The sequence below is a fragment of the Chitinophaga pollutisoli genome, from assembly GCF_038396755.1.
Taxonomy (GTDB): domain Bacteria; phylum Bacteroidota; class Bacteroidia; order Chitinophagales; family Chitinophagaceae; genus Chitinophaga; species Chitinophaga pollutisoli.
The window spans coordinates 2,242,992-2,256,150 of the sequence record NZ_CP149822.1 but is presented as its reverse complement, the minus strand read 5'-3'; the positions used below and the strand labels follow the sequence as shown (position 1 = coordinate 2,256,150).

At 55.4% G+C, this 13,159-nt stretch carries 11 protein-coding genes; 8 read left to right on the top strand and 3 right to left on the bottom strand.

Features of this window, described 5'->3' with window-relative positions; translation table 11 throughout:
* Positions 1-58: 58 nt before the first annotated feature.
* Genes WJU16_RS09165 through WJU16_RS09155 form a run of 3 tightly spaced genes read left to right on the top strand, consistent with a single transcriptional unit; the run spans position 59 to position 3,976 of the window.
* The gene (locus tag WJU16_RS09165; RefSeq protein WP_341838018.1) at positions 59-1,102 is read left to right on the top strand and encodes an HlyD family secretion protein; all 1,044 of its coding nucleotides are present in this window, start codon (positions 59-61) and stop codon (positions 1,100-1,102) included.
* 4 nt (positions 1,103-1,106) lie between these two features.
* A complete protein-coding gene (locus WJU16_RS09160; protein ID WP_341838017.1) occupies positions 1,107-2,687 on the top strand; it encodes a DHA2 family efflux MFS transporter permease subunit in 1,581 nt (526 codons plus the stop codon).
* A 17-nt stretch (positions 2,688-2,704) separates the two neighbouring features.
* Positions 2,705-3,976 (top strand): TolC family protein, encoded by a 1,272-nt coding sequence (locus tag WJU16_RS09155; RefSeq protein WP_341838016.1) that lies wholly within the window; start codon positions 2,705-2,707, stop codon positions 3,974-3,976.
* 101 nt (positions 3,977-4,077) lie between these two features.
* Here the strand turns inward: WJU16_RS09155 and uxuA are convergent, their stop codons facing one another.
* The 3 genes from uxuA to WJU16_RS09140 form a co-directional block, all read right to left on the bottom strand.
* Entirely contained in the window at positions 4,078-5,241 is a 1,164-nt protein-coding gene (uxuA, locus tag WJU16_RS09150; protein ID WP_341838015.1) for a mannonate dehydratase, read from the bottom strand.
* A 74-nt stretch (positions 5,242-5,315) separates the two neighbouring features.
* The gene (locus WJU16_RS09145) at positions 5,316-6,590 is read right to left on the bottom strand and encodes a DUF4147 domain-containing protein (RefSeq protein ID WP_341838014.1); all 1,275 of its coding nucleotides are present in this window, start codon (positions 6,588-6,590) and stop codon (positions 5,316-5,318) included.
* Positions 6,587-7,012: a hypothetical protein gene (locus WJU16_RS09140; RefSeq protein WP_341838013.1), complete on the bottom strand. Its 426-nt coding sequence runs from the start codon at positions 7,010-7,012 to the stop codon at positions 6,587-6,589. The genes WJU16_RS09145 and WJU16_RS09140 overlap by 4 nt, the downstream gene beginning before the upstream one ends.
* 199 nt (positions 7,013-7,211) lie before the next feature.
* On the opposite strand from WJU16_RS09140, the gene WJU16_RS09135 reads away from it, so the two are divergent.
* The 5 genes from WJU16_RS09135 to WJU16_RS09115 all read left to right on the top strand — a co-directional run bounded on the left by WJU16_RS09135 (position 7,212) and on the right by WJU16_RS09115 (position 13,095).
* Positions 7,212-10,319, top strand: a complete 3,108-nt coding sequence (locus WJU16_RS09135; RefSeq protein WP_341838012.1) for an amidohydrolase family protein — start codon at positions 7,212-7,214, stop codon at positions 10,317-10,319.
* A gap of 1 nt (position 10,320) precedes the next feature.
* Positions 10,321-11,622 carry an amidohydrolase family protein gene (locus WJU16_RS09130; protein WP_341838011.1) on the top strand — a complete coding sequence of 434 codons (1,302 nt, stop codon included), beginning with the start codon at positions 10,321-10,323 and terminating at the stop codon, positions 11,620-11,622.
* A gap of 128 nt (positions 11,623-11,750) precedes the next feature.
* Positions 11,751-12,176 carry a rhodanese-like domain-containing protein gene (locus WJU16_RS09125; protein ID WP_341838010.1) on the top strand — a complete coding sequence of 142 codons (426 nt, stop codon included), beginning with the start codon at positions 11,751-11,753 and terminating at the stop codon, positions 12,174-12,176.
* Entirely contained in the window at positions 12,154-12,393 is a 240-nt protein-coding gene (locus tag WJU16_RS09120; protein WP_341838009.1) for a hypothetical protein, read from the top strand. Before WJU16_RS09125 ends, WJU16_RS09120 begins: the two co-directional genes overlap by 23 nt.
* Before the next feature lie 30 nt (positions 12,394-12,423).
* Positions 12,424-13,095, top strand: coding sequence for a hypothetical protein (locus WJU16_RS09115; RefSeq protein WP_341838008.1), 672 nt, complete (start codon positions 12,424-12,426; stop codon positions 13,093-13,095).
* Positions 13,096-13,159: the final 64 nt, after the last annotated feature.

The following is a 13,159-nucleotide window of genomic DNA, read 5'->3' as shown; positions in this document are numbered from 1 at the left end:
TGTCTATTTGGTAAACTCGGTTTACCTTTGGCGCCATTTCTTGAAAAACACACACATCATGGAAACTGCACCCGCAAGCCCCCGCAGGGGCAAAGTTGTGGCGAGACTCATCTTCATCGCCATCCTCCTTACTGGCGCCATTTTCGGCGTTAAACAGTGGCTTTACGCCCGCCACCACGAAACCACCGACAACGCCCAGGTAGAAGGGCACTCCGCTCCCGTGATCGCCCGGGTAGCGGGATATGTAAAAGGGCTCAACGTACAGGATTACGGCAACGTCCACCTGCACGATACGCTCGTTACCATCGACGACGAAGAATACCGCATCGCACTCCGGCAGGCCGAAGCGGACGCGCAGCAGGCATCGGCTGACCTGGCCACCGCCCGCGCCAACCTCGCCAATGCCAACGCCGGCATTACCGTGGCGCAATCCAACGCGCAGGTGGCATTGGTAAAGAAAGACAAATCCTCCGCCGACCTCCGCCGCGACCAGGCGCTGTTCGATGACCAGGCCATCACCAACCGCCAGCTCGACGACACCAAGGCGGCCAGTCTTACTAACGACAAACAGTACCTCGCCGCCCGGGATAACATCACCCTGGCAGCGTCATCCGTTCAGGTAGCGGCTGCGAAGGTCCAGCAGGCGGAGGCGCTCCTCGCCAGCAAACAGGCCGCCGTGGAACAGGCCAAACTGAAACTGGGCTACACGCACGTTACCGCGAACATCGCGGGCCGCATCGGCCGGAAGAACATCGAGCCGGGACAGTTTGTTCAGGCGGGGCAAAGCCTCTTCACCATCGTGGATGAAAACGGGTTTTACATCGTCGCCAACTTCAAGGAAACGCAGCTGGCGCATATCTCCGTAGGTCAGGAAGCTGACATTGAAGTAGACGGCTTCAGCGATCTGCACCTCAAAGGCCATGTTACGGCGATCTCGCGCGCCACCGGGGCTAAATTCTCCCTGCTGCCGCCAGATAACGCCACCGGCAACTTCGTGAAAATCGTTCAGCGTGTTCCTGTTAAAATATCCATTGACAACGCCGACCAATACCTCGACCGCCTCCGCGCCGGCCTGAGCGTGGAAGTGGCTTTAAAATACTAAGGGCATGACAGCGAAACCAAAAGGCCTCGCCAAATGGATCATCGTGGCCACGGTCATCTCCGCCACCATGCTGGAGCTGATCGATACCACGATCGTGAACGTGGCGCTGTCGCAAATCAGCGGCAACCTCGGCGCCACCATTGAGGACGCATCGTGGGTCATTACGGCATACGCCATCGCGAACGTGATCGTGATCCCCATGACCGGGTTCCTTGCTTCCTATTTCGGCCGTAAAAACTATTATCTCACTTCCATTCTCATTTTCACCTTTGCCTCGTACATGTGCGGGCAATCGGGCAGCTTGTGGGAACTGGTAGCCTGGCGATTTCTGCAGGGCGTAGGCGGTGGCGCACTCCTCAGTACCTCGCAGTCGATCCTGTTCGATACGTTCGAGATTTACGAACGGCCCACGGCTTCGGCCATCTTCGGGATGGGCGTGATCATCGGTCCTACCGTAGGGCCCACGCTGGGCGGGATCATCGTGGACAATTTCCATTGGTCGCTCATTTTCGACCTCAACGTTCCCATCGGCATCATCGCGGCGTTCCTCGTTTTCTCGTTCATTGACAAACAGCCGAACGAGTACAACATCAACCGGAAAGCCATTAAAATCGATTACTTCGGCATCCTGTTGCTTTGTATCTGGGTGGGGAGTTTGCAATACATCCTGGAGAAAGGGCAGTCGGAAGACTGGTTTGAAGCCACGCATATCCTGGTGCTTACCGTGGCCGCGGTTGTGGCTTTCATCACGTTTATCTGGTGGGAATTGCGGACGGATGCGCCGGCCGTAAACCTGCACGTGCTCAAAAACCGGACGCTGGCGATCACGACCCTGCTCACGTTTATCATGGGGATGGGGATTTACTGTTCGATGTTCGTCTATCCCGTCTGGATGCAGCGCGTTATGGGCTATACGCCCACGCTGACCGGTGAAAGCCTCTTCCCTGGCGCGATCATGGCCGCGATTATGATGCCCATGGTGGGCAAAGCGATCCAGCGCGGCGTTCCGCCGAAGTATCTCATTACCGCCGGCTTCCTCATGTTCGCGATATTCTGCTTCTGGATGTCGGCCGCCAGTCCCGACGCAGGGGAGATGTTTTTCTTCTGGCCCTTGCTGCTGCGGGGTATCGGCTCCGCCATGCTGAGCGTTCCGCTTACCAACCAGGCCGTGTCGGGTCTTACGCCCCGCGAAATGCCGCAGGGCATCGCCATCAACAACATGCTCCGCCAGCTGGGCGGTTCCTTCGGGATTGCGTTCATGAATACGTACGTCGCGCGCCAGTACCTGGAACACCGCACGCAGCTGTTGCCTTATGTAGGGCCGGATAGCCCCGTGGCCACGGAACGCCTCCAGCAAATGGGCAACGCATTGGCCGCGAAAGGCATGGCCGTGGCGGACGCACATCGCGCGAGCTTATCCATGTTCGACGGGCTGGTCACCAATCAGGCATATATTCTCACTTACCTCGACGCATTCCGCATCGTGGGGATCTTTTTCGTTTGCGTGCTGCCGTTGATGCTGTTCGTGAAGAAAAGAAACCTCAGCGCCGACGCCATGAAGGAAGCGGCGGAACATGCGCATTGATAAAAAACACTCAAGACATGAAAAAAGCACTGATCATCATATTGACCTGCACGGCCGGAAGGGCTTTCGCCCAGTCGGCCCCCGGAGAGCTGAAAAACCTCGTGCAGCAGTCGTTTTCCCATTTCACGCAGATCAAAGCGATGGAAACGCAACAGCGCATCGCGGCCGACCAGACCACGCTCGCCAAAACGAGCCGTCTTCCGGAAGTAAGTGGTACGGCTAATTACAGCCATGTGTACCCCGTTCCCAAGGTGCAACTGCCCGGCAGCGATTTCACTTTCCAGCCAGTACCCTCCGAAAATATCAACGCCGGCATCGAAGCGCGGCAACTGCTGCTCGACTTCGGCAAATCCGGCAGCCAGATCAAAAAATCGGAAGCGCAGGCCGGCCTCCTGGGCGTACAAACCGCCGAAGCCCGCGAAGAGCTGGCGTACCAGGTGGCCAACGTCTATCTCAACATCGCATTTCTGCAGGATAACATCGCCGTGCAGGATGCCAACATCCATCTCCTCGAAGAAACGGAAACCATGGTGGAGAACAAGTTGAAACACGGAGATGCCATCGATCTCGATCTGATCAATACCCGTGTGAAGCTCGAATCATATCGCAATAAGAAGGTCGATTTCACGAATTCCCTGCAAAAGCAACTTGCCGCGCTGGAATATCTCACGGGTGAACCGCTCAAAGATTCCGTGCACTCCGATTTCGCCTGGGCCATTCCGCCCGCCGAAGACTTTGGCCATAACGCCGCCATCCGCACTTCCCTGGAAAAGGAAAAAGTGGCGGAAACCGGCATCGGTATCGCGAAGGCGCAGTACAAGCCTGCGCTGTTTCTGAATGCCGGTACGGGTTTCAAGAATGGATACCTGCCTGAGATCACCACACCGAAATTTAACTATTACGCCGGCGTGAGCCTTTCCGTGCCCATCTATAACGGTAAAAAACTCCGCACGCAGGAACATATCGCTGCCACCGAAGCGGAAATCGCTAAGCTGCATACGCAGGATGTGAAAGAAAGCCTGAAAAAGGAAGCCGCGCAACAGCACGCTGACCTTTCGGCGGGATTGGAAAGGCTGCAAACGGCGGAAGTGCTGCTGCAACAGGCGAACCGCGCCCTTACGCTGGCACAGAGCCGCTATAAGAACGGGGTGATCACTTACCTCGATTTGCAGAACGCACAAACCTCGCTGCTGGAAGCACAGTTGTCTAAAATCCAGTACCAGTACCAGTTATCGCTCGCGGGCCTGGAACTGATGCACCTCAGCGGACAAGAATTTTGGAAACAATAACCACTGTTTCATTGGTTTTGTTTTCGTAGTGTGTGTTTAAACAAAAAGGCCCGGTCTTTCGAAGACCGGGCTACTTTTTATCGCTATAGAATGATATCGGATTATTTCCCTGCGATCCCCATTTCGAGGCCGCGCAGTTCGGCGAGCCCGCGGAGGCGGCCGATGGCGCTGTAACCGGGATTGGTTTTTTTGTGGAGATCGTCCAGCATCTGGTGGCCATGGTCGGGGCGCATGGGGATGGAAACGCCTCTGCGTTTCATCACGGCGAGGATGTTTTTTACCACGCTGTACATATCCACATCGCCTTCGAGGTGGTTGGCTTCGTAGAAGTTGCCCAGTGCGTCGCGCTTCGTGGATCGGAGATGGATGAAGTGGATGTGATCGCCGAGGCGGTCCACCATCCCGGGCAGGTCGTTATCTTCGCGCACGCCGTAGGAGCCGGTGCAGAAGCAAAGCCCGTTGGAAGGCGAAACGATGGTTGCCAGCAGTTCGCGGGCATCCTGTTCAGTGCTCACCACGCGGGGCAGGCCCAGGATGGGATACGGAGGATCATCGGGGTGGATGGCGAGCTTCACGCCCACTTCTTCGGCTACCGGCACGATTTGCTGGAGGAAGTAGAAGAGATGAAGCTTGAGCTTGATGGCGTCGATGTCTTTATATTTATCCAGCGCCTGCTGGAAAAGTTCGAGGGTGAAGCTTTCTTCGGAACCGGGGAGTCCGGCGATGATGTTGCGCTGGAGCAGTGCTTTTTCGTCGGCCGTCATGCTGTCGAATTGTTCCTTGGCACGGGAGATTTCCTCTTCGGGATAATCATTTTCCGCACCGGGCCGTTGCAGCAGGAAGAGGTCGAATGCCATGAACTGGGCTTTGTCGAACCGGAGAGCTTTGGAGCCATCTTCCACGGTGTAAGCCAGGTCGGTGCGGGTCCAGTCGAGCACCGGCATGAAGTTGTAGGTAACAGTATGGATACCGCAAGCCGCGAGGTTGCGGAGCGATTGCTGGTAGTTTTTGATGTAATCTTTGAAGCGGCCGGTTTGCGTTTTGATGTCTTCATGCACGGGCACGCTTTCCACGACAGACCAAACGAGGCCTGCTGCTTCGATTTCCTGTTTGCGCTGCATGATTTCTTCTTTGGTCCATACAGTGCCGTTGGGAATGTGATGGAGTGCAGTAACGATACCTGTGGCGCCGGCTTGCCGGATATCGGAAAGGCTCACCGGATCTTTGGGGCCGAACCACCGCCAGGTCTGTTCCATTCTCAGCATAAACTTGCGATTTTTTTTAGTTTCCCAAAATTAGCATTACGAACCAGATAAGCAAATTATCTGAAAGGAATTTGTCAAACGTTTGCCGGGCCGTGAATGAGAATGACGGCCAGATCCATCACATTGGTGTTGGTGGGGCCGGTGCGGATGTGGGTATGGGTTTGATGGAAATAATGCCAGCTGTCGTTGTTTTCGAGGAAAGGCAGGGGATCAGGCCCCTGTGCCAGGGTTTCCGCGTCGATCACGGCGCCTGCCGCGTCGGTGGGACCGTCGATGCCATCCGTGCCGGCGGCGAGGAAAGTGATGCGGGCCGTATCTTTCAGCAACATGCCCGCCGCCAGCGCCAGTTCCTGGTTGCGCCCGCCCAGGCCGTTGCCCGTTACCTGCACGGTAGACTCTCCCCCGGCCAATAGGCAAGCCGGGAAAGGACCGGTGTAAGCCAGCGCCTGCTCCACCAGCGAGGCGGCTAGCTCGCGGGCCCGTCCGGTAGCGTTGCCGGTAAGAATGGTGGCATGATAGCCCAGCTCCATGGCTTTCTGCGCCGCGGCCTCCAGCGCGATGCGGTTGCTCGCCGCCACCACGTGCGAGGCATGCGGCAGCTCCCCGGGGCGCGCAGTTTCGGAGATAAGCCCCGCCGCGCCTTGCTCCAGGTGCAGCAGGATGCCGGAAGCCACGCGATCGCGGAGCTGGTATTTATCTATGATTCCCAGTGCGTCGGCGAATGTGGTATGGTCGGCCACGGTAGGGCCCGAGCCGATCACCGCCGGGTCGTTGCCGGGAACATCGGAAAGTAAAATGGAATGCACGGTGGCGGGATGGATGGCCCGCGCCAGCTGTCCGCCCTTGATGGCCGACAGATGCTTGCGGACGGTATTCATCTCCGAAATATCCGCGCCGGAATGTAGCAGTAACTGGAACGCCAGCTGCAACTCTTCCATCGAAACACCTTCCGGCACATCGGCCAGCAGTGAGGAGGCGCCGCCGGAAAGCAGGAACACGACGTGGTCTCCGGGCTTCAGGCCCGCCGCCAGCTGCAGCATGGTGGTGCCGGCAATGATGCTGTTGATGTCCGGGACGGGGTGCCCCGCCGTGATCAGTTCCGTTTTTTGTAAGGGGAATTCGTCAGGGGCGTGGCTGGAAACCGCGAAACCGTGGCTCAGCCTGTGCCCCAGTATTTGTTCGGCTTCATAAGCCATGGCTGCGGCGGCTTTGCCGGCGGCCAGCAGAAAGATGCGCCCATCTCCGGGTGGCGGGACAGGCAGGTTCGGCGGAACGAATTTGCGCGGCTGCACTGCGGCAACGGCATGCAGATAAATGGCTTCCGCATCGGAGCGATGGGTTACGCTCATCCGTTGGAGGTTTTGCGCGCGTCTTTCTTGTCCTGCTTGCGATCCATTTTCTTTTCCATATCGCCTTTCTTCTTCAATTCCCAATCATTCCATTTCTTATACTGCGAAGGCGTCAGCACTTCCCGGAAGCGGCGGTTGCGCTCGGTATCCAGTTGCTGGTATACCTGCATGCGCTGGCGGGAGCTGATGGCGGCGTTCTTTTTGGTAGCGTCGCGCTTGCGGGCGATGTCTTCATTGATATCGTAAATGGCTTTGCGCTGTACTTTGGATAGGCCGAGCTCGCGGTAGAGTTTATCACTCATTTTATCGGCCTTGCCTGCAGCGTCCCAGCGGTGGCCGCGGGCCTGCGTTGAATCCTGGGCCTGCGCAGCGACGGTGAAGGCTGCGAGCAGGAGCGTCATGAGCATAATCCTGTTTTTCATATCTGATGCCGTGTTAATACCTGGTGGATACCGCTTAAATAATTTATACTAAAATACTAGGTTCAGCGGATAATCATTTATTAAATTTAACACTTGTAGCTGTATTGTAGCCTGATTGCCGTGCTTTTTCCAGATCTGAACCTGTGCCGGCAACCATATCGTATCAGCCATCATCTAAACGTATCTTAATCAACCTGCCATGAAAGCAACTCAATTTCCTGCCGGTACAAGTTTGCCGGAGCCGGGGAAGCACCATCGCCGCCATTTTATAACGCGGTGGGCCATCGGCGCGGTATGCGGACTGTCGGCTTTGCTGCCGGCCGGCGCCGCGCTGGGCCAGCAGACTTTCCCTGTCAACGGCGTGGCCGAGCCCCGGGAGGGCTGTTACGCCTTCACCCGTGCCACAATCGTTAAAAACGCGAAAACGACGTTGAAAGACGCGACCCTCGTTATCCGCGATGGCAAGATCATCGCAGCGGCACCCGGGGCGGCAGTCCCGAAAGATGCCGTGGTGATCGATTGCCAGGGGAAATTCATCTACCCTTCCTTCATCGAACTCTTTAGCGACTACGGCATGCCTTCCGTAACACGCGGCGGCGGCGGAAGAGGCTCCCAGCAGTTCGTTTCCAACACCAAAGGTGCGTACAACTGGAACCAGTCCGTGAAGCCCGAAGTGAATGCCGTGCAGCTTTTCGGCGCAGATGCGGCCAAAGCGAAGAGCTTGCGGGAACAGGGTTTTGGAGCAGTGCTCACCCACCAGCACGACGGCATCGCCCGCGGCACGGGTGCGCTGGTAACGCTGGCGGCCGACCGGGAGAATAAAACCATCATCCGCGAACGGGCGTCGTCACATTATTCATTCGACAAAGGTTCTTCCTCGCAGGATTACCCCAGTTCCCTCATGGGCGCTATCGCGCTGCTGCGCCAGCAATACCTGGATGCGCAATGGTACAAGGGAAGCCCTTCCGCCGAAGGCGTCAACCTCAGCCTCCAGGCCTGGAACGATCAGCAGAACCTCGTGCAGATCTTCGACGCCAACGAAAAATGGAACGTGCTCCGTGCTGATAAGATCGGCGATGAATTCGGTGTGCAATACGTTATTAAAGCCGGAGGCAACGAATACCAGCGGATGCCGGAAATGCTCGCTACCAAAGCGTCGTTCATCGTGCCACTCAACTTCCCCGCAGCTATGGACGTGGAAGACCCGGCAGACGCGCGCTTTGTTGCGCTCGCTGACATGAAACATTGGGAGCTGGCGCCTTCCAACCCTGCCGCATTCGAAAAGGCTGGCATTACTTTCGCATTGACGGGTGCTGAGGTGAAAGATGCAAAAACTTTCTTCTCCAACCTCCGCAAAGCCATCGAGAACGGACTGTCAGAACAAAAAGCCCTCGAAGCCCTCACCCAAACGCCCGCTTCCATTCTTAAAATTTCCGATAAAGCAGGAACACTTGACGCCGGCAAACTGGCCAACTTCCTCATCACCTCCGGGCCTATTTTCGAAGAGCAAACCGTGCTGTATCAAAACTGGGTGCAAGGAAATAAATACCAGCTGAAAGAAGAAGGCTGGATCGACCTGCGCGGGAAATACAATATCGTGCTGACGTATCCCAACGGTACCGGTACTTACCCGGTGGAAATCAAAGGTTCCGCCGGCGCGCCGTCTATTGTCAATAAAGACACGATCCCGGGCAAGATCGAAGTGGCCGGTCCGCTCGTGACCATCATCGTCAACAATAACAAAGACAACAGCAGCCAGCTCCGCCTCAGTGGCGCGATCCGCTTCATGCAGGGCGCCATGACCACCATGCGGGGTTCCGGTATCGACGATAAGGGCGTTCCCGTGACCTGGGAAGCGGTGCAGACCAGCACGCACATCGCCAAAGCCGATACCGCGAAAAAGAAACCCGCCGCCGCTCCCGGCAAGGTTTATTATCCTTTCGTAGGGTATGGTTTTGAAGAAATGCCGAAGCAGCAGGATATCCTCATCCGCAACGCCACGGTGTGGACGAATGAAAAAGAAGGTAAGATCGAAGGGGCGGACGTACTCATCCGCAACGGCAAGATCGCGCAGGTGGGCAAGGGCCTGAATGCCGGCAGCGCCCGCGTGATTGACGGCACCGGCAAGCACCTCACGCCCGGTATCCTCGACGAGCACTCGCACATCGCCATCAGCCGGGGCGTAAACGAAGGAACGCAGTCCGTTACCTCCGAAGTACGGATCGCCGACGTCGTGAACCCGGATGATGTCAATATCTACCGCCAGCTTTCCGGCGGTGTGACGTCGACGCACCTGCTGCATGGTTCCGCCAATACCATCGGCGGACAGAGCCAGCTGATCAAGTTGCGCTGGGGCGCCAACGCCGAAGACCTGAAGTTCGGGGGAACCGACGGTTTCATCAAGTTCGCGCTGGGTGAAAACGTGAAGCAATCGAACTGGAACCTGCCGGCCCGTGTGCGTTTCCCGCAAACCCGCATGGGGGTGGAACAGGTGCTGGTGGATGCGTTCACCCGCGCGAGGGATTACGAAAAGGCCGGTCCTAACAAGCGCCGCGACCTGGAACTGGACGCACTGGTGGAGATACTAAACAAAAAACGCTTCGTAACCTGCCACTCTTATGTGCAAAGCGAAATCAATATGCTGATGAAAGTGGCCGACCGGTTCAATTTCCGCATCAATACCTTCACCCATATCCTGGAAGGCTATAAAGTAGCCGATAAGATGAAGGAACACGGCGCCGGTGGTTCCACCTTCGCCGACTGGTGGGCGTATAAGATGGAAGTGATCGACGCCATCCCGCAGAACGCAACCATTATGCAGCGTGTGGGCGTTACTACCGCCATCAACTCCGACGACGCAGAGATGGCGCGCCGCCTCAACCAGGAAGCCGCCAAAAGCGTAAAGTACGGGGGGATGGAAGAAGAGCTCGCGCTCAAAATGGTAACCCTTCATCCCGCCCAGCTGTTGCATGTTTCAGAACGGATAGGCAGTATTAAAACCGGGAAAGACGCCGACGTAGTGCTCTGGAGCGATCATCCCCTCAGCATTTACGCCAAGGCGGAACAAACGATCGTGGACGGTATTGTGTACTTTGACCGCGCCCGCGACCTGGAACTGCGTTCGCGCATCGCCGCGGAGCGTAACCGGCTCATCGCCAAAATGATCGGCGAGAAGAAGAAAGGCGGTCCGATGCAGAAAGCGGTGCCTTCCCGCGAGGAGATCTACCATTGCGAAGATCTGCAGGCCGGCCATCAGCACCATATTTTGAACGATGTGGAAGATCATCACCACGAAAACATCCAGTAACATGAAGAAAATATTCCTCTCCATACTCGGACTCACTGCCTGCCTGGCCACGTTGCAAGCGCAGGAAACGGTTTATCCGGCGAAAGCGCAGAAAGGGTTGGTGTTCCTGAAGAATGCCACCATCCACACGGGAGCCGGTCAGATCATCGAACGCGGCACGATCGGGTTCAATAACGGCAAAATCATCGCCGTGGGCGCCAATGTGCCGATCCCGGCCGATGATGTGCGCGTGTTCGATGTGCAGGGTCAGCACATATATCCCGGCCTGATCGTGACGGATAGCAACCTCGGTCTCACGGAAGTAGAAAGCGTACGCGCCACGAACGATTACAGCGAGGTCGGTGATATTAACCCGTCGGTCCGTTCGATTATTTCCTACAACACCGATTCCAAAATTATCAATACTCTGCGTACCAACGGTATTCTGATAGCGCAGATTGTGCCGGAAGGCGGCCTGCTGACGGGTAGTTCTTCGGTGGTGCAGCTCGACGCCTGGAATTGGGAAGATGCAGCGTACAAAACCGACAATGGTATTCATTTCTATATGCCGCGGCTCATGCCCCGTTCTAATCCCTTCGGCGCGGAAGCCCGTGGGCCTGGCAGCGATGCGGTGAAGGCGGCGATGGAAAGAATCGAATCCGTGAAAAGCTTTTTGCGTGAAGCGAAAGCCTATAACGACGGCGGAAAGAAATCGGAAACCAACCTGAAGTACGCATCGGTAAAAGGTCTGTTTGACCGCAGCCAAAAGCTGTTCGTGCATTGCGACCTGATGAAGGAAATGATCATCGCGGCGGATATGGGCCAGGAATTTGGGTTCGACGTGGTGATCGTAGGCGGCACCGACAGCTGGATGATTACCGACGTATTGAAGAAATACGGCATTCCGGTGATTTTATCGCAGCCGCACAGCCTGCCCGTGATGCAGGACGACGACGTGGATCAGCCTTACAAAACGCCGGCGTTGTTGCAGAAAGCCGGTATCCTGTTCAGTATTTCGAACGAGGGTTTCTGGCAGCAGCGGAACCTGCCTTTCAACGCAGGCACAGCTGGCGCATATGGGTTAAGCAAAGAGGAAGCGCTGAGCGCGATCACGCTCAATGCCGCGAAGATCCTGGGTATTTCGGATAAGACGGGTTCGCTGGAAGTGGGCAAGGATGCGAATATCGTGGTGAGCACGGGCGATATTCTGGATATGAAGTCGAGCGTGATCACGCGGGCTTACATCCAGGGGCGCGAGCTGGACCTGACGGACAAACACAAGCAATTGTTTGAGCGTTATAAGCATAAATATGAGTTGCAATAGATTGAATTGCAATGGGTAAGAATAGGGGCCGTCCGCTGAGCGGGCGGCTTTTTTTATGGGTTGAAAATAAGTTTGGGTGCTGCTGACATACCCTTGTCATAACCCGGGTTGAGATTTGTGAAAAAAAGATGAGACAGCAGCTAACAACGGCCCGGCTTTTCGGGATAGCGGAAATTTCGCCGGAGGAGGTGCTCCGCCGGTTGGGGGAGCCCGGGGTGCGGGTGATTGATAATAATCCGTGTGCGTCTTTTAAGCGGCACCATATTCCTGGGGCGCGGCATTTGGATCCGGGGGACTATGGCGCGGGGGATCTGGAATGCGGGAAGGATGATTTGCTTGTTTTTTATTGTACGGATGCTTTGTGCGGAGCGGCGCCGTATGCGGCGAAGCGCGCGCGGAACATGGGTTTTACGCAAGTGTTCGTGATGACGCAGGGGCTGACGGCGTGGTTGCGGAAAGGGTATCCCGTAAAAAAGTTTGAAAAAAGTTTTGTGTTTTCGAAAGTGTTACTTTCAGCGCAAAACTTACAACATGGAACATTATTTAAGCGATGAGGAATTAGCAGCCATTAAACAACAGATGGATGCGCTTGAAAATCAGAAAGAGGCGCTAAGGCAGCGTATATTGAATCATTTTAATTCCCCGCAAGCCAGAAGGGAGCGATGGATAAAATCCGGATTGCTGGACGAAAATGGAAATCCACCCGACTGGTATAGCGATCGTAGCCAGTGGATTACCCGAGCGGAATATTGGCAATTGCAGATGCAATAGCACTTGTTTTGTTAACCCAAATCAATAATAATGAATATCGGGAATTATGCAGTTGGATATCATGGTTGTGATGCCAGGGTAGCTGCAAGATTATTGAATGAACGCGAGGGTATATTCGCGAGCAACCGGGAATTCGAGTGGTTGGGGCATGGAATGTATTTTTGGGAGAATAACCTGAAGCGCGGACTGGACTGGGCGCGCCAAAAATGTGAGAAGAAGCAGATCAATCAACCTGCAGTTGTAGGGGCGCTGCTGGATCTACGTAATTGCTGTGATTTTTCTGATCAGCGCTACCTCGATTTAATTCGAGCATATCATCTTGACATGAAACAAGTTCGAAGTTTTCAAGGACAAGATATGCCGGTGAATTTTGCGCCCACGGGTACTTTGCCAAAAGACATTGTATCGAGGAATCTTGATTGTGGAGTGATCGAACACATGCACACGGTTATGGGATGGTTACACAATTCTGGAGTCCAGGAGCATTTCGCGCACAAAACCCTGCCGTTTGATTCGGTAAGAGGATTGTTTATTGAGGGGCAACCGGTTTTTAATGGATCTGGCATTTATGATAAATCCCATATCCAGATCTGTATCAGAAATTCAGCATGTATCAAGGGGTTCTTCCTGCCTAGGGAAAGAGAAGAGGACATGCGTGATTGGGAAGTTCGCGAAGATCCGGCGGAATACTTGCAAAATTAAAAAACAAAACCCCGGAGCCCTTAAGCCTCCGGGGTCATTATCGTTCCTCTTTCACAAGGAAAAT